The sequence below is a fragment of the Pseudonocardia aurantiaca genome, from assembly GCF_039526725.1.
GTDB lineage: Bacteria > Actinomycetota > Actinomycetes > Mycobacteriales > Pseudonocardiaceae > Pseudonocardia > Pseudonocardia aurantiaca.
The window spans coordinates 390,904-413,834 of sequence record NZ_BAAAJG010000011.1; the positions used below are offsets into that span (position 1 = coordinate 390,904).

At 71.9% G+C, this 22,931-nt stretch carries 26 protein-coding genes and 2 pseudogenes; 9 read left to right on the forward strand and 19 right to left on the reverse strand.

Annotation, left to right across the window (positions count from 1 at the left end; all coding sequences use genetic code 11):
* Positions 1–6 precede the first annotated feature (6 nt).
* The 4 genes from ABD143_RS19695 to ABD143_RS19710 all read right to left on the reverse strand — a co-directional run bounded on the left by ABD143_RS19695 (position 7) and on the right by ABD143_RS19710 (position 4,095).
* Positions 7–435, reverse strand: a complete 429-nt coding sequence (locus ABD143_RS19695; RefSeq protein WP_343980193.1) for a hypothetical protein — start codon at positions 433–435, stop codon at positions 7–9.
* The gene (locus tag ABD143_RS19700; protein ID WP_343980196.1) at positions 432–1,844 is read right to left on the reverse strand and encodes a hypothetical protein; all 1,413 of its coding nucleotides are present in this window, start codon (positions 1,842–1,844) and stop codon (positions 432–434) included. Before ABD143_RS19700 ends, ABD143_RS19695 begins: the two co-directional genes overlap by 4 nt.
* A gap of 110 nt (positions 1,845–1,954) precedes the next feature.
* Positions 1,955–2,602 (reverse strand): response regulator transcription factor, encoded by a 648-nt coding sequence (locus tag ABD143_RS19705; protein ID WP_343980200.1) that lies wholly within the window; start codon positions 2,600–2,602, stop codon positions 1,955–1,957.
* Positions 2,593–4,095 carry a sensor histidine kinase gene (locus ABD143_RS19710; RefSeq protein ID WP_343980203.1) on the reverse strand — a complete coding sequence of 501 codons (1,503 nt, stop codon included), beginning with the start codon at positions 4,093–4,095 and terminating at the stop codon, positions 2,593–2,595. Before ABD143_RS19710 ends, ABD143_RS19705 begins: the two co-directional genes overlap by 10 nt.
* A 214-nt stretch (positions 4,096–4,309) precedes the next feature.
* Here ABD143_RS19710 and ABD143_RS19715 point away from each other — a divergent pair, with 214 nt between their 5' ends.
* The 3 genes from ABD143_RS19715 (at position 4,310) to ABD143_RS19725 (ending at position 6,684) form a co-directional block, all read left to right on the forward strand.
* Positions 4,310–5,101 carry a thioesterase family protein gene (locus ABD143_RS19715; RefSeq protein WP_343980207.1) on the forward strand — a complete coding sequence of 264 codons (792 nt, stop codon included), beginning with the start codon at positions 4,310–4,312 and terminating at the stop codon, positions 5,099–5,101.
* Positions 5,102–5,246: 145 nt separating this feature from the next.
* Positions 5,247–5,810 carry an ArsR/SmtB family transcription factor gene (locus ABD143_RS19720; RefSeq protein ID WP_343980209.1) on the forward strand — a complete coding sequence of 188 codons (564 nt, stop codon included), beginning with the start codon at positions 5,247–5,249 and terminating at the stop codon, positions 5,808–5,810.
* On the forward strand, positions 5,797–6,684 hold the full coding sequence (locus ABD143_RS19725) for an SRPBCC family protein (protein WP_343980212.1): 888 nt from the start codon (positions 5,797–5,799) through the stop codon (positions 6,682–6,684). Before ABD143_RS19720 ends, ABD143_RS19725 begins: the two co-directional genes overlap by 14 nt.
* 134 nt (positions 6,685–6,818) lie before the next feature.
* Here ABD143_RS19725 and ABD143_RS19730 read toward each other — a convergent pair whose 3' ends face one another.
* From ABD143_RS19730 to ABD143_RS19780, 11 genes and pseudogenes are all read right to left on the reverse strand, one after another.
* Entirely contained in the window at positions 6,819–7,301 is a 483-nt protein-coding gene (locus ABD143_RS19730) for a hypothetical protein (RefSeq protein ID WP_343980215.1), read from the reverse strand.
* A 32-nt stretch (positions 7,302–7,333) separates the two neighbouring features.
* Positions 7,334–7,573 (reverse strand): tRNA-specific adenosine deaminase, encoded by a 240-nt coding sequence (locus tag ABD143_RS19735; RefSeq protein ID WP_343980219.1) that lies wholly within the window; start codon positions 7,571–7,573, stop codon positions 7,334–7,336.
* 79 nt (positions 7,574–7,652) lie between these two features.
* Entirely contained in the window at positions 7,653–9,410 is a 1,758-nt protein-coding gene (gene argS / locus ABD143_RS19740) for an arginine--tRNA ligase (protein WP_343980222.1), read from the reverse strand.
* A 1,017-nt stretch (positions 9,411–10,427) separates the two neighbouring features.
* Positions 10,428–11,098 (reverse strand): annotated as a pseudogene (locus ABD143_RS19745) (response regulator transcription factor).
* Positions 11,095–12,258 carry a sensor histidine kinase gene (locus tag ABD143_RS19750; RefSeq protein WP_343980225.1) on the reverse strand — a complete coding sequence of 388 codons (1,164 nt, stop codon included), beginning with the start codon at positions 12,256–12,258 and terminating at the stop codon, positions 11,095–11,097. The pseudogene ABD143_RS19745 and the gene ABD143_RS19750 overlap by 4 nt, the downstream one beginning before the upstream one ends.
* Positions 12,259–12,328: 70 nt before the next feature.
* Positions 12,329–13,039, reverse strand: coding sequence for a neutral zinc metallopeptidase (locus ABD143_RS19755; protein WP_343980228.1), 711 nt, complete (start codon positions 13,037–13,039; stop codon positions 12,329–12,331).
* 229 nt (positions 13,040–13,268) lie between these two features.
* On the reverse strand, positions 13,269–13,478 hold the full coding sequence (locus ABD143_RS19760; protein ID WP_343980231.1) for a hypothetical protein: 210 nt from the start codon (positions 13,476–13,478) through the stop codon (positions 13,269–13,271).
* Positions 13,479–13,521: 43 nt separating this feature from the next.
* Positions 13,522–14,442, reverse strand: coding sequence for an aminodeoxychorismate lyase (locus ABD143_RS19765; RefSeq protein WP_343980233.1), 921 nt, complete (start codon positions 14,440–14,442; stop codon positions 13,522–13,524).
* Between the two features lie 54 nt (positions 14,443–14,496).
* Entirely contained in the window at positions 14,497–15,411 is a 915-nt protein-coding gene (locus ABD143_RS19770) for a hypothetical protein (RefSeq protein ID WP_343980237.1), read from the reverse strand.
* Between the two features lie 8 nt (positions 15,412–15,419).
* Complete coding sequence (locus tag ABD143_RS19775; protein ID WP_343980241.1) at positions 15,420–16,151, reverse strand: CbtA family protein; 732 nt, start codon at positions 16,149–16,151, stop codon at positions 15,420–15,422.
* A gap of 15 nt (positions 16,152–16,166) precedes the next feature.
* Positions 16,167–16,379: a CbtB domain-containing protein gene (locus tag ABD143_RS19780; protein ID WP_343980244.1), complete on the reverse strand. Its 213-nt coding sequence runs from the start codon at positions 16,377–16,379 to the stop codon at positions 16,167–16,169.
* 94 nt (positions 16,380–16,473) lie between these two features.
* Between ABD143_RS19780 and ABD143_RS19785 the strand changes: the two genes are divergently transcribed.
* Both ABD143_RS19785 and ABD143_RS19790 read left to right on the forward strand, forming a co-directional pair.
* Positions 16,474–17,049, forward strand: a complete 576-nt coding sequence (locus ABD143_RS19785; protein WP_343980246.1) for a histidine phosphatase family protein — start codon at positions 16,474–16,476, stop codon at positions 17,047–17,049.
* A gap of 76 nt (positions 17,050–17,125) precedes the next feature.
* Positions 17,126–17,377, forward strand: coding sequence for a hypothetical protein (locus ABD143_RS19790; RefSeq protein WP_343980249.1), 252 nt, complete (start codon positions 17,126–17,128; stop codon positions 17,375–17,377).
* 10 nt (positions 17,378–17,387) lie between these two features.
* On the opposite strand, the gene ABD143_RS19795 is transcribed toward ABD143_RS19790, so the two are convergent.
* Together ABD143_RS19795 and ABD143_RS19800 are read right to left on the reverse strand one after the other, a co-directional pair.
* Entirely contained in the window at positions 17,388–17,591 is a 204-nt protein-coding gene (locus ABD143_RS19795) for a hypothetical protein (RefSeq protein WP_343980252.1), read from the reverse strand.
* A 27-nt stretch (positions 17,592–17,618) separates the two neighbouring features.
* A complete protein-coding gene (locus ABD143_RS19800; RefSeq protein ID WP_343980255.1) occupies positions 17,619–17,816 on the reverse strand; it encodes a MerR family transcriptional regulator in 198 nt (65 codons plus the stop codon).
* A gap of 318 nt (positions 17,817–18,134) precedes the next feature.
* On the opposite strand from ABD143_RS19800, the gene ABD143_RS19805 reads away from it, so the two are divergent.
* The gene (locus tag ABD143_RS19805; RefSeq protein WP_343980258.1) at positions 18,135–18,392 is read left to right on the forward strand and encodes a hypothetical protein; all 258 of its coding nucleotides are present in this window, start codon (positions 18,135–18,137) and stop codon (positions 18,390–18,392) included.
* Between the two features lie 134 nt (positions 18,393–18,526).
* Here ABD143_RS19805 and ABD143_RS19810 read toward each other — a convergent pair whose 3' ends face one another.
* Entirely contained in the window at positions 18,527–18,853 is a 327-nt protein-coding gene (locus ABD143_RS19810) for a nuclear transport factor 2 family protein (RefSeq protein ID WP_343980262.1), read from the reverse strand.
* A gap of 99 nt (positions 18,854–18,952) precedes the next feature.
* Positions 18,953–19,318, reverse strand: coding sequence for an STAS domain-containing protein (locus ABD143_RS19815; protein ID WP_343980264.1), 366 nt, complete (start codon positions 19,316–19,318; stop codon positions 18,953–18,955).
* A gap of 291 nt (positions 19,319–19,609) precedes the next feature.
* Here ABD143_RS19815 and ABD143_RS19820 point away from each other — a divergent pair, with 291 nt between their 5' ends.
* The 3 genes and pseudogenes from ABD143_RS19820 to ABD143_RS19830 form a co-directional block, all read left to right on the forward strand.
* Positions 19,610–21,157, forward strand: a complete 1,548-nt coding sequence (locus tag ABD143_RS19820) for a hypothetical protein (protein ID WP_343980267.1) — start codon at positions 19,610–19,612, stop codon at positions 21,155–21,157.
* Positions 21,154–21,894: a hypothetical protein gene (locus ABD143_RS19825; protein WP_343980270.1), complete on the forward strand. Its 741-nt coding sequence runs from the start codon at positions 21,154–21,156 to the stop codon at positions 21,892–21,894. Before ABD143_RS19820 ends, ABD143_RS19825 begins: the two co-directional genes overlap by 4 nt.
* Positions 21,891–22,931: pseudogene (locus tag ABD143_RS19830) on the forward strand (hypothetical protein); the annotation flags it as partial. The gene ABD143_RS19825 and the pseudogene ABD143_RS19830, both read left to right, overlap by 4 nt.

Consider the following 22,931-nt stretch of genomic DNA (forward strand, 5'->3'; position numbering starts at 1 on the left):
TCGGTGTCAGGAAGTGATGAGCACGGGGAGGACCACTTCGACAGCCCCGTCCGGGCCGTGCACGGTGACCGCGACGTCCCAGCGGCCGGCCATGAAGAACTCCACGCCGGCCGCCCGGAACCGCCCGGGCGCGGTAGTGCCGGCGGCCACGGGTGCAGCGGTCACGGGCACAGCGGTGACGGGCACGGCGGCGTGACCCATCTCGGCCATCACCGCGGCGACCACCAGCCGGTCGACGGGCTCGGGGCCGGTGATCTCCACCGTCAGGTCCCGCGCGCCGACGGCGGGTGTCTCGACGACGAGCCGCACCTGGTGCCGCCCGGCCGCGCCGGCCACGTCGACGGGCCCGGCCGGGTGCGGCCAGAGGAGCAGCGCCAGCGCGGTGACGACGGCCAGCGCCGTGACCGCAACACCCCACCTGCCGCGGACCGTCATGATCCGGCCTCCGCCCGGGGCGCGGCCGCAGCCACGTCGACCTCGACCGGCACGGTGACCACCTCGTAGTCGCGCTCCACCTGGAACCACAACCGGTGCCGGCCCGGCGTCGGGAAGGTGTAGACGAACTCGATCCGCGGCCCACCGGAGGCGACCGTCTCGTCAGGAGCGGCCGCCGAGCCGGTCACCGCCGCGGGCGGCATCGCGTGGACGTGCCCGACGGTGGCGTCCGGGCCCACGGTGATGAGGTGACCTGCCATGCCGAGCCACTGCTGCAGGTCGCGCACCGGGCGGCCGTCCTCGCTCCACTCCGCCGCCAGCACACTCGGCTCACCGGCGACCAGCCTCGACGCCTCCACGCGCACGCTCGTCCCACCGGCGAGGTCGCGGTCGCCGAGACCAGCGGGCGTGGTCTCGGCGAGCGCGGGTCCGGCGGCGGAGAGGGTCGTCTGTACGAGCTGGACGCCGCCCGGTCCGGTGCCTGCGCCCCGGCGTTCCAGCTCCGCGTAGACGCGGTGCTCGCCGCCCGAGGACGGCCGGAACCACACCCGGAGCTCGCCCGGCCCGAGCCGCGCCGGGTGCAGGTGGGCGAACTGCCCGCCCGGCCCGAGCACCACGAGGTGCACGAGCGCGTTGTGGTGCACCACCAGGTCGTCGACGGGACGGCCGGTCGCGCCGTCCACCAGCCGCAGGTCGATCGGGGAGCGTTGCCCCGCGACGAGCGCGGCGTCGGCGAGCAGGTTGACGTGCGGCCGCGCGGCGCCGTCGGGAACGGTGGTGGCGGGCGGGCGCCCGGTCACCGGGTCGATCTCGGTTCCCTCGGGCATGCCCTGCGAGAGGAGGGCCGCGGTGGTGGCCACCACGACCGCCGTGGCGGCGCCACCGCCGAGCACCAGCGGCGGCCAGGTGCGGCGCCCGAACGCCGCCGCACCTAAGGCGGCGAGCAGCAGCGCTCCCGCGGCGGTGTAGCCGCCGCTCATCACCCACTGCCACGCGGGCGTGACGTCGGCGGGCACGACGAACGGGATCCGCGCCGTCTCCCGGCCGTCGTCGAGGGCGAGCTCCCACGCACCCACCCGGTCGACGTGCAGGGTGACGCCGGCGAGCCCACCGCCGTCGGCGAGCCGCAGCCCGACCTCGTCGCCGGCCGGAACGGCACCGAATGCCGCGGCGCGGATCCGGAGCGTCCCGCCGGGGCTTCCGGCGTGGTTGACGACGTCGACGCGCAGCGGCCCCGGCACCGGTCCGACCCGCCGGACGATCACCGTCAGCTCCCGGTCGCCCAGTGACGCGGCGACGTGCAGGTCCTCGCCGACCACCCCGCCGTGCGCAAGCGCGGGTGCCGCGCCCGCGAGCATCGCCGCTCCCACCGCGAACACCACCAGCAGCGCGCGGCTCGTCCGTCTCACGAGAGAGCAGCCTGGTGTGGGGGAGCCCGCGGCGACAGCGAGCGGCCACGCACGGCCGGAACGGGCAGCCGCGCCGACCGGGTGCGGCTACCCGCACCCCTCACGATCGCTCAGGCGTTCAGGTAGCGCAGCACCGCGAGCACCCGGCGATGGTCGTCGGGGCTCGCGATCAGCCCGAGCTTGGTGAAGATGCCTGTGCAGTGCTTCTCCACGGTCCGATCGGCGATGTCGAGGCGGTCGGCGATGGCCTGGTTGGTGCGGCCCTCGGCCATCAGGGCGAGCACGGTGCGTTCGCGCTCGCTGAGCGCGTGGAGCGGGTCGTCGTCGCCGGCTCGCCGCTGCACCAGCTGGTTGATCACGATGGGGTCGAACGCCGACCCGCCGCTCCCGACCCGGCGTACGGCCTCGGTGAACTCGGCGATGTCGGTGACGCGGTCCTTGAGCAGGTAGCCGACCCCGTTCGCCCCGCCCTCCAGCAATTCGACGGTGTAGCTGACCCGCACGTACTGCGACAGGACGAGCACACCGGTGCCGGGATGGCGCTTGCGGATCTCCCGGGCGGCGCGCAGTCCCTCGTCGGTGCGCGTCGGCGGCAGCCGGATGTCCACGATGGCCACGTCCGGCCGGTGCCGGCCCACGTCCGCCAGCAGTGCGGTGGGGTCCTCGACCCCGGACAGCACGGTGAGCCCGGCCTCGGCGAGCAGCCGGGCGAGACCTTCGCGCAGGAGCACGTTGTCCTCAGCGAGCACTATCCGCATGGCAGCTCCGCCCGTACCCGGGTGCCGCCGCCGTCCGGGCTCGTCACGTCGAGGGCTCCTCCGTTGTCCGCGGCCCGTGCGGCGAGCCCGCGCAGCCCGGAACCGGTGGGCTCGGCACCGCCCCTTCCGTCGTCGACGATCTCGACGACGAGGACCTCGCCGACCTGATCGATCCGGACCTCGGCCTGCCGCGCGTTTGCGTGCTTGGTGACGTTGGCGAGCGCCTCGGCCACGACGAAGTACGCGGTGGTCTCGATCTCGGCCGGCAGGCGCGCCGGCAGGCGCACCGTGAGCCGCACCGGCACCGGGGCCACCAGCGTCAGCTCCCGCAGCGCGCCCTCCAGGCCGCGTTCGGTGAGGATCGTCGGGTGGATGCCCTGCGACAGGGCGCGCAGCTCGTCCAGCACCGCGAGCGACATGTCCTTCGCCTCGGCGATCAGGTCCCGGGCCCGTTCGGAGTCTGGGGCGAGCGCCGACTGGGCCACGCTCAGCGTCATCGGGATGGACAGCAGACGTTGCTGCACGCTGTCGTGCAGGTCGCGTTCCAGCCTGCGCCGTTCGGCCTCGGCGGCCTGCAGGACGTGCCGCCTGGACTCGGCGAGCTGCACCAACCGGGCCCCCAGGTCGGCGGTGAGGCGCTCGTTCTGGAGCGCGAGCCCCGCGGCGGTGCACGCGGCCTCGATGAGCTTCGGCTGGTCCAGGAGGGACGGATCGTGCACCAGCAGGGCGACGGGCGCACCGCCGCGGTCCACCCGGGTGGCGACGCGGCCGGGCTCCCGGGGTGGCGCGAGTGCGCGCCCCTCCGCGTCGACGTACTGCTCCGACTCCGGCGCCCAGTAGCCCACCTCGAGAGTCGGGTCGTGGAGGGCCTCCGCGAGCGCCGACTGCAGGGTCGCGGGCTCCGGGGTGGTGCCCAGCCGAACCACGAGGTCGGCCACGCCTCCACGCTCGATGCGGGTGCGCAGCTCGTTGGCGAGGTAGGCCAGCGGCACTGCGACGAGTCCGACCTTGAGCAGGGTCAAGTCCACAACGGCTGTCGACGTCCACAGTGGGTTGCCGGCCAGGAACAGCACGACCATCACGAGTGCGGCGGAGAGCACCGGTGTCAGCGACCGGCGGCCCGGCACGCTCGTGCGCCGCCACCGCAGCCACTGCATCGCCGTGACCGCGGCGCCCAGCAGGATCACGACGAGCATGGCGACGTCGACGGCGAGACGGTCGGGCGGGCCGCCGGGCAGCAACGGTGTGAGCAGGATGAGCGCGCTGGCGTAGGCGAGCGAGACGACCAGCCGCATCGCCAGGGTGCCCAGCCGCCCGGTGGGCAGCGAGGCGACCAGGTGGATCAGGACAGCGGTCCACCCGGACGCGATCAGCCGGTCCAGCACGGTGTGGATCGGGAGGGGCAGCGGCGCGAGCAGGACCAGCACACCGACAGCGAGCGCCAGCGGCCCGACGCGACTGTGCGGGTGCTTGCGCATGGCCAGCGCGGCCATTCCGAGGAAGCTTGCGGCGAGCAGGGCTCCGGCGGCGATGCTGATGCTGATGCTGTGATCAGGGCTGATGGCCGGTCGCCTCCTTCCGCGGACGAGGCGGTCACCGGGAACATCACCGAGCCTAGGACCCTCCTGGCCGAGCACCCGGCCCGGCCCGGCACCGTCGGATCCTCCCCCTGTTCGGCTCGGGCCCGGACGACCGCAAGATGTGCCGGTGGCACTCGAACCGTTCTACCTCCCGCTCGACGGCCCGGACGGCGGCCGGTTCCAGGCGACCCGCTTCACGACCGGGCCGTGGTTCGCCGACGCGCAGCACCTCGGCCCGCCCACCGCGTTGCTGGTCCGCGCGTTGGAGCGCTGCGCCCCGAGGACCGACTCCGCGCTGACCCGCGTCACGGTGGAGGTGCTGGGGCCGGTCCCGGCGGGCGAGGTCGAGGTCCGGGCGGAGATCGAGCGGCCGGGCCGCGCGATCGAGCTGCTCGCCGCCGAGATGTGTGTCGGCGGGCGTGCCGTGCTGCGCGCGCGGGCGTGGCGGGTCGCCGTGGGGGAGACCGAGGAGGTCGCGGCCGGTGCCGCCGAACCGTTGCCGCCGCCCGCCGCGGGCCGGGACGGTGGGCCGCGCGCCCCGGGCTGGTTGCCCGGGTTCGTCGACGCGATGGAGTGGCGCTGGGTCCAGGGCGGGTTCGCCGACCGGGGCGCTGGGACGGTGTGGGGGAGGCCGCGGGTGCCGATCGTCGACGGCGAGGAGTCGACGCCGGTGCAGCGCCTCGCGCTGGTCGCCGACTCGGGCAACGGCGTCGCCGCACCGCTCGACGTCCGGGAGTGGCTCTTCGTCAACACCGAGCTGACGATCCACCTGCACCGCGCGCCCGCCGGGGAGTGGATGGCGGTCGACGCGGCCACTGTCGTGGGGCCCGCGGGCTACGGGACCGTGTCGGGGCGGCTGTTCGACGAGGCCGGGCACGTGGGCCGGTCCGGGCAGGCGATCATCGTGCGGCGGCGGTGACGGCCGGGCTCGGTGGTCCGGCGCGTCGCGCTCGCCGTCGCGTGTGCGGGTCGATCACCCCGGGGTACTGGCCTGGCTCAAGAACGCCCAGCCTCGCCGGGAGCCATTGACAAAAAGTTGTTTTACGTAAAGACTAATTTTCGTCATGAGAGACGTCATCTACCTCGACCAGATCGAGCAGGCTGAGGCCCTGCTCAAGCCGCCGCGGATCGAAGTGCTGCGGCATCTCGCCGAGCCCCGATCGTGCACCGAGGTGGCGGTCGAGCTCGACCAGACCCCGCAGCGGGTCTACTACCACGTGAAGCGCCTACTGGAGGCCGGCCTGGTCCGTCAGGTGGCCGAACGCCGGGTGCGCGGGATCCACGAGGGGATCTACCAAGCGGCCGGCCGGTCCTACTGGCTGTCCCCGGGCTTGGTGGGCCGGATCGGGCTGCGCCAGACCCGCGACCGACTCAGCCTCGGCTACCTGGTCGACCTGATGGAGGACGTGCAGGCGGACGTCGCCGCGCTCGACCTCACCCGGCCCGACCTGCCCTCGATCGGCGTGTCCGGCGAGATCCGGGTACGCCCGGAGCAACGCAAGGCGTTCCTCGACGAGCTGCAACAGACGCTGCAGGACCTGTTCACCCGCTACGGCGGTGCCGAAGGCGACGCGTTCCGCCTGGCCGTCGCCTGCTACCCGAAGGGAAATCCCGATGACCGAGCCTGACCTGCTCCTACGCGCGGTCGTTCCGGCCCCGTTGAAGGTCACGTACGAGGCGCTGACCGACCCGTCCGCGCTGCGCGTGTGGCTGGCCGAACACGCCGACGTCGACCTACCCGGCAAGTACGAGTTCTGGGGCCGCTACACGCCGGACGGCGCGCAGCCGCACCAGCGCGTGCTGCACGTGGACGAGCGCACCATCCGGCTCGCCTGGACCCTCGACGGCGTCGAGACCACGACGCAGTTCGAGCTCGCCGAGGACGAGGACGGCACGCTGGTCACGCTGAGCCAGAGCGACCTGCCCAGCTTCGAGGACGTGATCGCTGACAAGGCCGGTGCCCGTGGCGCGCTGCAGACGTTCTGGTCGCTGGCGATCGCCAACCTGGCCGACTATCTGGCCGGCCGCGAGCTGACCCCGAAGGTTGACTTCACGTCGAGCGAACTGCGCGCGTCGGTCGTCATCGACGCGGCACCGGACACGGTGTTCGACTCGATGATCCAGCCGGAAGTGTTCCGCAAGTGGTTCGGCGCCAACGTAGACATCGAGCCCTATGTGGGCGGCCGCTTCGCCATGGGCGGGTTCGAGCTGGATCCCGGCGGGGCCAAGTTCGTCGAGTTCGAACCGGGCCGCAAGGCGAGCCTGCGGTTCGCCGACGGCGAGACCACCAGCTGGGAGCTGGAAGGCTCGGACGGCAAGACCCGGCTCACCATGGTGCACAGCGGGTTCGACCCCGCCAACCCGCCGTACCCGGGCTGGGCCGGCTGGCTGGGCGGCATCGCCGGGCTGCGGCACTACCACGAGCTGCCGCGCCGGCGCCCGATCTGGCGCCAGGTCGAGATCGCCGGTGTCCCCGCGGGCATGGTCGCGATCGACCAGTGAGATGAGCGCCCCGGAACCCGTTCCGGGGCGCTCACCGACAACTGCTCACGGCTCGACGATGGCGGCTCAACCGTGGTAGATGAAAGGTCGCGGCTGTGAAATGCCCGTCGTAATGGCAGCCGTCGAACTGCCGCTCACGCGGTGACGGGGCGGCGACGCAGTTTTACACTGATGCGGCGGCGATTGAGGAACAGGTGGCCGATCGCCACCGGCAGGAAAACCGTTCCGGAGATCGAATGAACGCTCTCGATGAGGCCGCCCGCACCTGCCAGCCATACCGGGAAGCCCGACAAGATGGCGATGATGAAGGTCGCGGCCAGCACGGTGTTGAAGATCACGAGTCTGCGCTCGGCGTGCGCCATGCGCTTACTGGTCGCGGACCTCACCCAGCGTCGCTGCGAGTACACGTGCCACGCGATGACACCGAGCGCGCCGATCCCGACGATCGAGTGCCACGTCGCCCCCCATTCATGCGACAGGAATGAGATGAACGCCGTGAACAGCAGGCCGACAACGAGCAGGACCGTGTTCATCCGGCGGCCGCGAGCACGCTGACCACGCTCGGATCCGCTGACCGATCCGGTGCGCTGCACAGCAGTGCGCGAATTCTTGCTCATACAGCTCCCAATCGCGAGGTCGTACTCCTCAACTATCGCGTTCGAGGAAGCGGCTCGTCATCGTCCCGACGCAGGCTCTTGCCCGTACTGCAGGTGCAGTACCACGAGCAAGCGAGGATCTCGGCGTAGGCGGTGGGATCGGCTCTGTGTTCGCGGTCGTGGTGGGCTGCGGCGATCTCGTTCCCGTCACGGTCGTAGACGACCGCGCCGACAGGCTGGTCGCCCGCGCCAGGTTCCGGAAGCTTCTGGGCGAGCTGTATCGCGCGGCGCATCCAGGGTTCGTACCGGGCCGTTGGCGTTCTCAGTACTGCGGCTCTTCTTCTTCGTCGGGGTTGCGATGGTGGAAGGCCGTCACATGCGTTCTGGTGCGGTGATGCCGAGGAGCCCGAGGCCGTGTTTGAGGGTGCGGGCGGTGAGTTGGCAGAGCGCGAGCCGATTGCTCCGGACGGGCTCCTCCGCGTTGAGGACGTGGCACGCCTCGTAGAAGGTCGTGAAGTCGCGGGCAAGGTCGTAGAGGTAGCCGCAGAGGCGGTGCGGTTCGAGTGTGTCGTTGACGTCGGCGAGGGTGGCGCTGTACTCGTCGAGTTCGAGGGCGAGCGCCCGTCCGGCGGGCTCGAGCGGGATGGTCGGGTCGATTGTGACCTCGGGATCGCCGGCTTTGCGCAGGATCGAGCGGATGCGGGCGTGGGCGTACTGGAGGTAGACGCCGGTGTTACCGGTGAAGGAGACCATGCGGTCGACGTCGAAGGCGTAGTCCTTGACCCGCGAGATGGACAGGTCGGCGTACTTGACCGCCCCGATTCCGGCTTGTTCGGCGATCTGGTCGAGCTTGGCCGCATCCAGGTCGGGGTTCTTCTCCGTCACGACCGCGCGGGCGCGAGCCACTGCGTCGTCGAGGAGGTCCATCAGCCGCACGGTGCCACCGGCGCGGGTCTTGAACGGGCGCCCATCGGGGCCGAGCACGGTGCCGTAGGCGACGTGAGTGGCGTCGATGCCGTCGGTGAGCCACCCGGCACGACGGGCCGCCTCGAAGATCAACCGGAAGTGCAGGGCCTGGCGGGAGTCGGTGACATACAGCAGGCGGTTCGCTTTGAGGTCGTGGATGCGGTAGCGGATGGTGGCCAGGTCGGTGGTGTCGTAGCCGTAGCCGCCGTCGCGCTTACGCACCATGAGCGGCACCGGCTTGTCGTCCGGTCCGGTCACCTCCTGTGAGAGCACCACCAACGCGCCTTCGCTGTCGACAGCGATCCCCGCGTCGACGAGTTCTGTGATGGTGTCGAGGAGCATCGGGTTGTAGAACGATTCGCCGACCGAGTCCTCGGGTGTGAGCAGCACGTCGAGCCGGTCGTAGATGTCGCGGAACGCCTTCTCGGATTCGGCGACGATCTCCTTCCACCGCGCGAGCGTGGCGGGGTCACCGGACTGCAGGGAGACCACGCGGGCGCGAGAGCGGTCGGCGAACGCCTCGTCGGTGTCGAACTTCTTGCGTGCGGCCTTATACAGCTCATCCAGGGCGGATACGGCCGAGGTGCCGCCGGACAACTCGTCGTGGTGCCAGGTGGCCTCGGGGTGCTCGTCGAGGAACTGGATGAGCATGCCGAACTGGGTGCCCCAGTCCCCGAGGTGGTTCTGTCGGAACACCTCGGCACCGAGGAAGCCGAGCACCCGCACGAGGCTGTCACCGATGATCGTGGTGCGCAGGTGCCCGACGTGCATCTCCTTGGCGATGTTCGGCGCCGAGTAGTCGACGACCGTGCGCCGCCCCTCCTCTGGGGCACCGACACCCAAGCGTGGGCCGGACAGCCGCGCGGCCACCTGCCCCCACAACGCGCGGTCGGGCACGCTGATGTTCAGAAACCCGGGCCCGGACACCTCGACCGAGCCGACCGCCCCGCCGTCGAGGGCAGCGACGATGCCTGCAGCGAGGTCGGCCGGCTTGATGCGCGCCCGCTTGGCCAGCGCGAGCGCGGCATTGGATTGAAAGTCGGCCCGCTCCGATCGACGAACCACGGGGTCGGCTCCCGCCAGCTCGGGACGCGCACGCTCGATCGCTTCGGCGACAGCCTGGGCGACTTGCCCGTGCAGCGGCAGCACCTCGTGGTTACTCACAGACCCCGTCCTCCTTCATGCTCAATCCATTGTCTCAAGCACCTTCTTCGGGTCAGTCGGCAGAGGAGCGCGCACGAAGCCGCACGATCGCAGCCCGGACTCCGGCCGGGTCGTGCGCGAATCGGGTGCCATCAAGGTCGCGAATCTCGCTAGCCCGGAGGCCAGGGCGGAGTGCAGACGGGAATCAGGGAGGTAACCGAGGTAGTCCTTACCGCTCGCGCCGCATGGGACCTCGATGAGGGCGCGTGCAGCGTCAGCAAGGGTGACCACGGCGTGCGGGTGGAGTGACAGCGCAAGCAGCGCAAGGCCACGTTCAGCTCGCTGGCGGTGTTCGCTACATAGCCTGACGTTGCCGCCGAGGAAGGCATGCGGGCTGGTTAGGGCGTTGAGGACAGCCGAAGCCGGAACGGCTCGGCGTTGAGGAACCACGGCTCGACCACCACCGACGAAACCTCCAGCCGGCCGTTGTCGCTGACGCGAAAGCAGTGCAGTGAGACAGCGGCAGGCGATCGAGCCGGCCGAGCACTCTGGTGATCGCGTCGCGCTCGGCTGCACCTGAGCCGGGCGTGCAGATCGGCTCGTGCGCGCCGGGCGGCGACTCCGACCACTGCAGAGATCACCAGCTCGGCACGAGCTCGGGTGTTTGTAGATGCTGTACGAGCCCTCGGGATCGAACCTGCGACGGGACGGCACCGGAGTTCGGCGTGCGCTTTGGCCGGGCCAGTGAGGTGCGGAGACCGCGGTCGATCGGGTTTCGCACCGACGGGCCGTGGCGATGCCCGAGCAAAACATGATCTGCGCCCCACTGCTGCACCGCGGTTGCTACCTCCGCTAGTGGTCACCAGTGCGGGACGCTCTCACGTAGATACAGAGAGTGATCACCACCTCCGCTGGGATCGTCCCCCGAGGCCACGTCGGCCGCACGCACCGCATCCCCCGTTCGCATCCTCGCAGGTCAGAGGAGCCGGCGAGAAGGTTGCAAAGTTCACGCTTGCTGCAGGAGGCGCGCGAGGTCAACTACCGCCTCTGCGGACGGACCAGGCCGGTCTCGTAGGCGATGATCACAAGCTGCGCGCGGTCGTGCGCGCCGAGCTTGGACATGGCGCGATTGACATGGGTCTTGGCGGTCACCCTGCTGATCACCAGGCGATCGGCGATCTCGTCGTTGGTGAGCCCCGTGGCCACCAGGACCATGACCTCTCTCTCGCGCTCGGTCAGCGCAGCCAGGTCCTCGGGCCGGTGCTCGACGGCCGCGCCCGGGCCGGCGAGGAAGCGCGTGATCAGGCTCCTGGTCGCTGACGGCGAAAGCAGTGCATCCCCCTGGTGACTACCCGGATAGCCTCCTGTAGTTCGTCGACCTCCACGCCCTTGTTCAGGAAACCGCTGGCACCCGCCCGCAGCGCGGCGAAGACGTACTCGTCGATCTCGAAAGTGGTCAGAACCAGCACCTTGACCCCGGCCAGCGCCTCGTCTGCGGTGATCTCCCGGGTCGCAGCCAGCCCGTCCATCCCGGGCATGCGGATGTCCATCAGCACGACGTCCGGGTTGGTCTCCCGCGCCAGTCGCACGGCGTCGCGGCCATCGGCGGCCTCGCTGACCACCTCCAGGTCGGGAGCGAAGTCCACCAGTGCCCGGAACCCGGCCCGGACCAGCGCCTGGTCATCGGCCAACAGCACCCGGAGGGTCACGAGACCTCGCCTTCCGGTAGCGGGACCATGGCATGCACGCGGAACCCACCGTCGGCCATTGGTCCGGCGGTGAACATGCCGCCCAACGATAGGGCGCGCTCTCGCATGCCGATCAGCCCGTGGCCGGCGCCCAGGGAGAGCCCGCCGGGGCCGTCATCGGTGACCTCCACGGTCATCTCGGCCGGGGCGTGCAAGATCCGCACGGTCGCGGTGGACGTGGGCGCGTGCTTGCTGACGTTGGTCAGCGCCTCCTGCACGATGCGGAACGCCGCCAGCTCCACGGGCGCAGGCAACGGCTTTGGGGCGCCCTCCACCAGGAAGTCCACCTTCAGTCCTGTTGCCGTGAACGAGGCGACCAGGTCGGGCAGGCGGTCCAGGCCGGGCGATGGTTCGGTGAAAAGTTCCTCGCCGCTGCCCGGGCTGCGCAGCAGACCCACCGTCGTGCGCAGCTCGCTCAGCGCCTCCTTACCCGCTTGCCGGACATGGCTCAGCGCCTGACGAGCCTGCTCAGGTTCGCTCCCCAGCACGTGCGCGGCCACCTGGGCCTGGACGTTGATGAGCGCGATGTGGTGGGCGAGGATGTCGTGCAGGTCGCGGGCGATGCGCAGCCGCTCCTCCATCACCCGGCGCTCGACTTCCTCCTCCCTGGTTTCCTCCGCTCGGCGCGCGCGCTCCTCGATGGCGGCCACGTAGGACCTGCGGCTACGCACCGCGTCTCCTGCGGCGGTGGCCATGCCGACCCAGGCGACCTGTGTCAGCAGGTCCCATGAGTCGCCGGAGAACAGACTGGCCGAAACGAGCGTGACAGCGACGAGCGCGCCGACAGCCCACGCAGTCCGGCGTGCGCTACGCGAGGCCACCGTGAACAGCGCGATCACAGGGGCCAGCTCGAGCGGGCTACGGTCTCCGCCCAGCACGAGGAAGGCCACCAACCCCGCCACGCAGACGGCGAGAACGGCGCGAGGAGCGCGCTGCCGGAACACCAGCGCACCGCAGACCAATGCTCCCAGCGCCACCGTGTATGCGATGGGTACTTCCACCCTGGCATGGCGCACGAACGGCACGAGCAACGCCGCCGCGTAAACGATCACTGCCAGGGCAGTGTCCAGAACATAGGGACGACAACGCAGCGACTCTGTCGCCCTCCCCAGCAGGCCCACCCCGCCACGCTAGCCAAGTCCCGCGAACGATGCGGGGTCGCTGACAATACGGCGAAATCCCCACGCGGGATCAGGCGAGGACCGGCCGCCCGGGGAAGAAGGAGTTGCATCCCGTCAGGCCGCTTCTGAAACCGGTCTGCACCGCCGCCGTGCGCTCCGCGAGTGTGCCGTGGTCGCGCCCGGGGCCCTCGGCCGCGCCGATCAGCTTGAGGATGGCGTTGATGTCGTTGAGGTCATCGCGCTCGAGCCTGCCCAGACCGTCGATGTATCCGACCCACGCACCGGCGATGCAGTCGGCCTGGTTCTCCAGCGCGATGACGCCGTTCCGACCGACCGGCGCGACGCCGAGGACATGCTGCACGTGGTGGCCCCACTCGTGGGCGATACCGATGGCCGCCGCCGCGTCGCCCAGCTTCGAGTAGAACGCCCAGAGCTGGTCCTGGCCGACGTACACGCTGTCTTCCAGGCTGCAGTAGGCGTAGGCCGAAGAGTCCATGACGACGCCGCAGGCGGACGGCACGATGGTCCTGGACTTGACGTAGACGTAGCTCGGCGCGGACATGTCCGGGTACGTGGCTTTCGAGAACTCCCCGATCCACACGGTCATCTCGTCGTAGAAGGCCGCCATCTGCTCAAAGCCGTAGCAGTCCTGCAGGCTGCTGCAGTGGGGTGGCACCGTGCCGGGTCCCGGCAGCTGGGCCTGCGCGGACGCGGTCGACGCCAGCGTCGCCAGCAGGGCCAGTACGGTGCTGCAGATCAACGCTGCGGCTCGTGTGCGCATCGTCGTCCCCTGTCATCCAGGCGAGGCGCGTTCTCGACGGGGAAGGGCTCGCCGCCCCCGGAGCAGCCGTTATCGGCCGTGGCGCATTGCGGCCATCAGGTCCACGGCGTTCCCGCGGTCGGCGCAGGGGTGCCCGACCCGGGTAGCGGACAACCAGGGTGCCCGCGCGGCGGGCGCGGGATCGCCGGGGGCCGGGCCGAGGTCTTCGCTGAGCTGGGTGCAGGGACCGCTACACGGGCGGCTGCATGCCGGGGAAGGAACCCTTGCCCCGGCAGCCCTTGCACTGGGCGGGCACCCGGATCATCCCCACGCCGTCGGACGCGGCGTAGGAGCGCTCGACCATGACCGAACCCTGGCCGAGGCAGTCGGGACAGCGGGTGGTGGTGAGGCCCGGCGGGAGGTTCCAGTCGATCCTCAGCGCCGGCCGGCGGTCGGTCATCGGGTTCTCCATCCGGTCAGTTGGGCGGTCCGGAATCTGCCGTCTATGCCGTGAGCAGGTGGGCGAGCGCGGCGGCGTGCAGGTCGGCGTCCCAGGTGCGCGGCACGCCGTCGAGGGAGCGCACCGGCACCGCCTGCCGTCCGCTGGAGCAGACCCAGAGCGTGTCGGCGCGGTGGAGGTCGTCGACGGTGAGGCGGTCGTAGGCGGCGGACATCCCGCGCCGCTGGGCCCATTCGAAGAGCCGTGCCTGGCTGGTGCCGGCGAGGATCCCCAGATCGTTCGGGGGTGTCACGAACCGGTGGCCGAGCTTCGCGACGATGGTCGAGTTGGGCCCTTCGAGGACCTGCCCGTCGGAGCTGACGAACACGGCGTCGTCGGCACCGAGCGCCCGCACGTGCCGCAGCGCGGCCATGTTGAGCGCGTAGGACAGCGTCTTCGCGCCCTGCAGCAGCCAGGGTGCGGTGGTCATGACGTCGGCGGGGTAACCGCGGTCGAGGGTGAGGACGGCGATGCCCTCGGCGCGCTCGCGGCTGAAGTCGGAGTTGGGGAAGGCGACCACCCAGCCGCTGCAGCGGCCGCTGCCCTCGACGCCACGAGTCATCACGAGCTTGAGCAGCAACTCTGGGACGGGCGGATGCGCCGCCACCGCGTGCTGGACCGCGCGCCGCCACATGTCGAGGGCAGGGGCAGGGAGCTCGAGCATCGCCGCCGAACGCTGTAGGCGGGCCAGGTGCGCCTCCAGCGCCTGTGGGCGGCCGCCGACGGCGTTGATCGTCTCGAAGATGCCGTCGCCCCGCGTGACGCCCAGGTCGTCGGGGCGTAGCAGCGGCGCCGAGGCGTCGGCGCGTACCGGCTCGGCAGGCGGGTCGTCGACGGAGGGCGACGGCAGGACGTAAAGCACGGGCGAAACGTCGGGCGTGGCGTTCTCCGCGACGGTCTCGTACTCGATCGACTGCGCGTGCACGGGTGGAGGATACGTGCACCCCCCGACCGTCCGTCGAGAACGAGGTTGTGGTGATCAACGGGTCTTTTCGATCAGCGCAACTGCGTTCTCGCGGCCACCTGCGGTGCGCATCGCCGCGCAGCCGGTGAGGAACAGGCCGACACCCGCGCCGACGGTGACAACGGTCGTCAGCCGGTCCACGTCGAACGCCCAGGCAAACGCGAGCACGGGGCGGTGGAACCCGGCGGTGTCGAACACCGTGAGCAGCGCGGCGATCGCCCCGGCCGACGCGCACGTCGGCAGCCCGAGCTCTTGGCGGGTGAGCGTCAGGGCCGCACCGGCCGCGCCGAGCAGCCAGCAGACGAGGCCGGGCCCGGCCGCGCCGAGCACGGTTCCCGGGGACAGCGGGTCGGCGAGCACCGACGCCGAACCGAGCACGTGGACCACGTGGGCGCCCACGACGAGCACGGTGAGGCCCGCGACGGCCGCGGCGGCCCGGCTGCGGCGGCCGCGCTCGACCGCGAGGGCGCCGACGCAGAACGTGGCCGCCGCCGCGAACACGATGGCCGACCACCACGGCACCGGCTGTGGCTGCGCGGGGTGGACCCGGTCGCCGCGCACGGTCACCGCCCGGTCGCCAACGAGGAGCGGGACCGCCCACCCGCCGTCCCCGGTCATCCGCGGGTCGGCCCACGCCGCCGAGCCGCCCGCCGGGACCACGGGCTCAGGGCCGCGCCCCGCGCCGGCCGGCGGTCGGACGTCCACCGCGGCCTCGGTCCGGTTGTCCAGGCGCAGCCGCAGGCCGCCCTCGACCACGGTGACCGACAGGCCCGCCACCGCCGGTTCGACCGACAGCACACGCGGGAGGGTTGGCCCCGGCTCCGGGTCCGCGACGCCGTGGGCCGCCGCGACGCTGCCGCCGAACGGCAGGATCAGCAGGGCGAGGAGGAGCCCGAGGAGCGCGCTCCTTAGCGCCGCGCGGACGATCATGGGGCAGGTCAGGCCTGCGTGACCCGCTGGGTCGCGGCGCGAACGGACCGGGAGGCCAACTCGGCGAACACCAGCGCCAGTACCGTCCACAGCACGACGTGCCCACCGAGCGAGGCGAGCCGGAAGTCGTAGAGCACCGTGGCGGGGAAGTCGGCAGGCGTCTCGGCGACGGCCGGGAGCAGCACCGCGACGAGCCCGACGACCACCATGTATCCGCCGGCGGCGGCGAGCACCGCGTTCCACCAGCCCAGGCGGGTGCGCAGCCGACGGGCCGCCACGGCCGCCGCCGCGGCGAGCGCCACCGACAGCACGACGAGCAGGACGTACGAGCCCGTCCGGGTGCCGATGGTGCCGTCGATGCTGGAGGCGGGCGGGTTGGCGGGGTACTTGAGGAAGGGCACCAGCACAGCGGAGACGAACCCCACGAGCGCGACGACAACGGCCGTCCCGCGAACGCCGAGAGCACCGACGCGGCCCTGCACGGTGGCGTGCACCAGCGCGAGGATGCCGCCGAGCGCCACGCCGTAGACCAGGAACGCGACGGCGAGGCCGATGCCGCTCTGGGTGCCCCGGCTCACCGGCGCGACGCCGCCGCTCTCCCCGGACGCCGCGGCGAGCGCGTCCTCATAGGAGAGCGCGCCCTGCAGCGCGGGCTCACCCACGAGGCGGGCGAAGACGAAGGCGATGATCCCGGCGACGAGACCCGCGACCATGCCGCGGACCAGCAGCGACCGCACCACGACGGCGACCGCCGATCAGTGGCAGGGGAAGCCGAGCAGGTGCCTGCCGTCGTGCATGAACTCGTGCAGCATCTCCCCGGAGAACACCGACGTCGCGCCCTGGTCCATGCCCACCACGTACATCAGCGCCAGGAGGAGCACCCCGGCGAACAGCGCCCAGGGGGCGATCTCCCGCAGCGGGATCGGAGCGGGGACGACGATCGGGCGCGCGGCGGCAGCCTGAGACACGGGGACTCCCTCGGGAGGCGGGACGAATGCACATCTGATGAACTGCTCAGGTGAGTGTTCTGTCCGCCCTGCGGAGTGTCAAGGCGGTGTGTGCGTGACGTCGCGCGCCTTGCTGCTGTCTCACGCCTCCACCCGGGCGACGGCGGCCGCCGCCTTCCCTGCAGGTGACCCGCTCGAGCCGAGGGGCCGGGCGGCGGCTGCCGCGGCCCGCGCGCTGCTGCCCCGCGCCGACCACGTCCTGCGAGCACCGGACCGCGCGTGCCACGAGACCTGCACGGCGCTCGGCGTCGACGCCGACCCCGATGACCGGCTGCGCGGCTGGGACCTCGGTCCCTGGGCGGGCCACACGCTCGACGAGGTCGCGGCGGCCTGTCCGGCCGACGTCCATTCGTGGCTGACCGATCCCGGAGCGGCTCCGCACGGCGGCGAGTCGCTCGATGCGCTGCTCGCGCGCGTCGCCGGGTGGCTTGCCGCGCCGCCTCCCGGACGGGCGCTCGTGGTCTGCGGCCCGGCGGTGGTGCGTGCGGCGGTGGTGACGGTGCTCGGTGCGCCGCCTGCCGCGTTCTGGCGGATCGACGTCGCTCCGCTGTCGGCCACCGACCTGCGCGGCGGCCCCGAGCGGTGGACCCTCCGCGCAACCGGTGCGCCCCTGCCCGGCCAGGATGCATGACGCCAATCGGGTTCACTCCCGATGACGCGGATTCGCGCCCCCACCCCTCGGGGTAACCCTGACCACCGGGCGGCGGGTGCTGGAGGTGATCCGGTTGGAGAACAACGGCACGCCGGATGAGGTGATCCTCGTGAAGGCGATGGAGGCCCTCTCCCAGTGCGACGGGTACGCGGTGCTCGCCGGTGATCCGCAGACGGGCGAGGTCGACGCCCGTGGCCCGTACGACGGGCTCACCGCCACGATCGAAGCCGACCGGCTCCGGCGCGACTTCGACAGCGGTGGCCTGGAGGACGTCCGCGTGGACGTCGTGCGCTGGCACCGCGCCTGACCGGTTCCGGTCAGTCGATGTCCGTACCCGTGTGTCCCCAGGGCTCCGGGACGGTCCGCTCACAGAGCGGCTGCAGGATGTTGTGGGCCTCCGCGATGACCCAGTCCGGGATCACGTCGTCGTCCAGGTCCACCAGTTCGGCGACGATCACGGCGACGTCGGCCGGGTCGCAGGCCGCCGCCTCGGCCAGCTCCTCGAGCGTGCAGGTGTGCATGCCAGGGAGGGTACGTCCGGGCGTCGGTCAGTCCTCCGACTGCTGCCGCTCGGCCAGCTCCCGGAGCTGCGCCTTCACGTTGTCCTCATCCCACCGTGCCTGACCTCCGACGGTCACGAGCTCGGGCTTGATCCAGCCGTCCACCCGCCACTGCTGCAACGTCCGCACCGAGATTCCCAGCCGCTTGCTGAGCTGCGACGTCGTGAGCAGGGGGCCGGTCGACACCACGTCACCGTATGCCGCTGATGTCGCGCGTCATGGCCTGTCTGCGCTATCTACGGCTGACTGCGGTGCATCCACGCTGTCTGGCTCAGACTACGCTAGTCTACGGCTGTTACTCGCGGATGTCCGATTTGCTGGAGGTGTCGAAAGGTGGCGATTGCGGACGTGGGCCGGCGCGATCGGCGCGACCCGCGGCTACCCAACTGGCCGCGCCTCTTCACGCTTTCCCTGATCAAGCGGCTGCGGGGCAACCAGCCTCCGCGTCACCGGGTCAAGCGCACACGGGACGAGCACGGCGTATGGCGATGGACGCCCTCCTAAATGGAGTTCATCGGCCCGGAGGTCGGCCCGCCGATCGACCCGAGGTACTGCGGCTACTGCGGCTGGCTGTACTGGCACGACATGTGGAACCAGCGCCACTGTCTGTGCACGATCGAGTCCAAGCGTGCCTTCCTGCCGCCTGACGAGAAGCTCGACGCCTTCCGCGCCGAGTGGGACAGGCTCGGCAGGCTCATGACCGAGTACCGGCGTCGCGTTGATGGGCGACGCCAGGAGGGTCCTGAACAACTCCGCCCGTAGCGAGCGGCGTCCAGGTGGGTGCATCGCAAGGCGGACGGTCGGGCCGATACCGCTGTTGTATCGGCCCGACCGTCCAACGCCGCGAGGTGCCTGCCTGGGCGTCGCGCAGTAGGGCCGAGTTGTTCAGGGCGCTCCTATGCGCGGATCGTCATGCGCGAGACGCGGTCGCCGTCGAGATCGAAGGCGAAGTGGCTCGGCCCGTTGAACCCGGCACCGCCGACCTGGGTGGTGACCGTGACGGTCCCGTCCCGCTCGAACACGCCGGTCACCTCCAGCGACGCCTGCACGCCGATCAGCTCGCCGTCGCTCCACGCCCGGATCGCCTGCGCGCCCTGGAACTCGCGGCCCCAGTCGTCGACGACGCCGTCATTGGTGAAGCAGCCGAGGAACGCGTCGGTGTCGCCGCGGTTGACCGCGTCGAGCAGCGCCTGCACGGGCGCGGGTGGGGTCGTCGTCGTCATGCCGGGCTCCGAGACTCGGGTTCACACCTGCCCGCACAGGGTAGGCACGGGGATGGGCAGGCACCTCGTGCTGCCTGTGTAGGTGGGCCGCCCGCCCTCCTACCAGCTTTGCTGGGCGGCGAGAGCCTGGTCGAGGTCCTCTCCATGGCGCAGCAGCGGCCCGAGGCCGGTGATCTCCAGGACCCGCCGCACGATCTGCCGTCCCCCGAACGTGCCGAACCCGACGCCGGCGTCCTCGGCCGCGTTCCGGGCGTCCAGGAGGACGACCAGCCCGGTCGACCCGCAGAACGTCACGCCTCTCAGGTCGACCACGATGCATTGCGGGCGCGAGTCGAGGGCGTGTGACACGGCCTCCCGGACCATCCCCGAGGTGGCGACGTCCACCTCTCCGACCGGGGCGACCACGACCACGCCGGGGCGCGGTTCCGAGACCGCTACCTGGAGCAGGTCGAACGGTTCTTCCACGTCGACCTCCACCTCGGCCCCCCGGGGTGGCGAGCGATGGCGGCGCGCCTGGAACCCGTGCCCCATCAGCCGTCCCACTGATCGAATCCGGGGCCAGCCGTGCGCCTCGGGCGCCTTGGCGCGCCTGACCACCATCCTCCCCGGGGGTGTGGGGCGCAAGGCGCGTACCCGCGGCTGCCAGGTGCGATCACGCCCCGCATCGGCAGCGCGGAGCAGTCGCCTACGCTGCCTGCGGCGTCCGGTGAGCGGTACGCCCGAGCACGAACGTGGACCGAGCGCGGACAGGGGCCGATGACGGGTACGGGGGGCGCGCTGGTCTCGCCGACCGCCGACGCTTCCGCCCGCTCCCGATGGCGCTCGCTCGTGCTCACCGACCCGGTGGCGCGGCTCGTGCGCAATGCCGCCCACGCCGGGATCGACGACTCCGCCTACGACCTGCGCCAGCTCGCCCTCGCCGCGATCGACCTGGTGGTCGGGTCGATGGGGTTCGCGCGGGAGACCACCGTGGACGAGGTCGTCGACACCCTCACGAGCCTCGCCGCCCGGATGCGGCCGGCGCAGGAGTGGGCGCAGGAGTGGCAGGACGTCGCCCAAGCCGTGCTCAAGGGCCTGCTCAACGACGCCCACGAGCAGCGCCGGTTCACCTACTACTTCGCCGAGATCGGCTCGGACGCAGGTGCCCGATGGGAGCCCTACAGCTTCCGGCTGCTCTCGCTGCGCGACACCGAGTTCGGCGCGGTGCTCGCGGCGAGCGACCAGGCGATCACCCTCTACCTGCACGGCCTCGACGTGGACCTGGAGGACGCCGACCGCGCGCTCGCGCACGTCCTGCAGCGGCAGCTGGAGGACCAGCGCTTCGACGCCGCGGCGCGCACGGCGGCGCAGGCCGAGCGCGCGAGCGTGGGGCTCTCGGCCACGCTCACCGAGCTGCTCGACGCCACCCGCCGCGACGTCGGGTCCACGGACTGGGCCGCCGACCTCCCGGAGCGGCTCACCCGCGCCCGCAGGCACGTCGAGGTGCGCATCGCCGAGGACGACCGGCTGCTCGAACATGTGCAGGGTGGCCTGGACGCGGAGACCTCATCCGCCGTGCGGGCGGTGTCCGGGCAGATCGTCGACCTCGTCGGGCGGGCCAAGCAGGTGCACCTCGACCTGGAGCGCAGGCTCGTCGGGGCGCGGGAGGTCTTCCTCGCCGCGCAGGTCCGGCAGCGGATCGCCCGGCGGCGCCGGCTGCGCATGTTCACCGTGGGCGAGGACGTGCTCGGCCCGGTGCTCGCCCTGCCCGTCGCCGACGCGGCGCCCGTCGTGGAGGGGTTCGGGAACCGCGCGCTGGGTGTCACGGTGCCGCGGCTCGTGCGGTTCGACGACCTGCTCGACGCGCTGTGGGCCGTGCCGCGCGTCCCCGAGCCCGTTCCGGCCGAGGCCGAAGAGCGGGACGAGCCGGTGCCGGGCGAGGACCCGCAGGGCTACCCGGCTGCCGTCATGGACGTGGCCCAGGACGTGCTCGGACGGGTGGACGAGGGGCCGGTCCGGCTCTCGGCGCTGCTCGACGACGTGTGTTCGCACGCGGGTTCGGACGCTGACGGCCCCGACGTGGCCGAGCTGGTGATGCTGTCGGCGCTGTGGGCATTCGCGCCCGACCCCGTCGACCCCACCAGCACCGACGAGGACGCCGGGGCGGAGGTCGGGCTGCTGGCCGGTGGCCTCGTGGCCCACGACGACGGCACGCCGCTGCGGCACGCGCTGGCGGGTGGGCGGGACCTGATCCTGTCCCGGCGCGGCCCTGCGGTCTACGCCGCGGACGAGACCGAAGGGGTGACCGAGGACGTGACCGCGTGACGAGTGTGGCCGCCGACCTCACCGACGTCCGCGCGGCGGCGGAGTTGATCACGTTCGGCCTGGCCAGGCGGGCCCGGCCGGTCGAGGGCAGCGACTACCGCACCTTGCTCGACCGGTACCGGTCGGAGCTGCGGTTCAAGGACGTCGTCGACACGATGGCCGAGGGCCTGAGCCTGGAGGTGCTCGGCACGCCGCGGGCCGGGATCGTGCTGGTCCCGGAGCCGGGCGGCCCGTTCGCCACGCGCCTGGGTGACCTGCGCTCGATGGACCAGGACGAGAAGCTCGTGTTCGGGCTGGTCCTCGTCGGGATCGCCGCGTACGCGTACCCGAACGAGGTCGACTTCGACGACCCCGAGACGAAGCTCATCGACGTGATCCGCATCGACGAGTTCCTGCGCGCGGCGATCGCCGCGCTGGAGCCGCCGGACGCGGGCCTCGACGGGCGGGCCCGCGCGGCCGCCGAGGTGTACGCCGACCTGCCGTCGTTCGTGCCGACCCAGACCGGCAGGCGGGCGCGGGGCTGCACCCTGCGGGCGGTGGAGGAGGTGTGCGCCTGGCTGGTCGAGCAGGGCGCGGCTCGCGAGGCGCCCACCCTCGGCCCCGACACCTACCACCTGACCGACCGCTTCCGGTTGCTCGTGGCCGACAGCGCGGGCAGCGCGGCGCTGGAGGCGCTGCGGGAGGCGCGCCGTGGGTCCCGGCCCGACGGAGCCCGGCCAGAAGGCGAGCTTCCATGATCGCCGCGGACGTCATGTGGAAGATCCGGCGGGTGCGGCTGGACCGCATCGGCCCGTCGGCGGCGCGGTTCCTGGACGTGGAGCTGGACTTCCGCGACGGCGACGGCCACCCGCTCGACACGATCCTGTGGCTGCGCAACGGCGGCGGGAAATCCACGGTGCTGTCGCTGATCTGCGCGCTGATCCGCCCGGGGCGGCGTGACTTCCTCGCCACCGCGGCCACCGGCAAGCACCTCGAGGACTACGTGCTCGGCTCCGACACCGCGCACGTGGTGGTGGAGTGGTCCGGGCCGAGCGGGAGGCGGCTCGTCACCGGGGCCGTCTACGAGTGGGCCGACCGCACCCAGCCGGCCGACCCCAACCGCGACCACGACCGGCTGAACGCCCGCTGGTACGTCTTCAGCCCCGCCGACGGGCGCGCGGAGCTGGACCTGCTGCCCTTCCGCACCGGCGACCAGCAGACCGCGCTGCAGGAGTTCGCCGCGGCCGTGCGCAAGTGGGACGCGATCCCGGGCTGCGGCGCGTCGGTCACGAAGGAGCCGGACCGCTGGCGGCGGCTGCTCGACGAGCACGGGCTCGACACCGCGATCTTCACCCCGATCCTCCAGATGAACGCCACGGAGGGAGGGATCGAGGGGCAGTTCCAGTTCCGGGGCGCCGACCAGTTCGTGCAGTACCTCCTGGAGCTCATCGTCGACCCCGAGGTGCCAGGGCAGGTCTCGCAGATCCTCGAAGGCGTGCGGACCGGGCTCGCCGAGCGTCCGGAGCTGCTCGCGGACATGACGTTCGCCGAGGAGGCCACCCCGCGGCTGCACGCGCTCGCCGCCGCTGGAGAGGAGCGCGACCGGGCCGCCGCAGGCGTCACCGCGCAGGAGACGGGCGCGCGCCGCCTGGCCGGGGAGCTGGCCACCGCGGTGGGGCTCGCGGAGCGAGAGCAGGGCGAGCGGGCGGGCGCCGCCGAGCGCCTGGGCCAGGAGGCCGCTGCCCACGCCGAGTCGCAGGCCCGGGCCGAACGCGCGGCCGGGCGGCACCGGCGG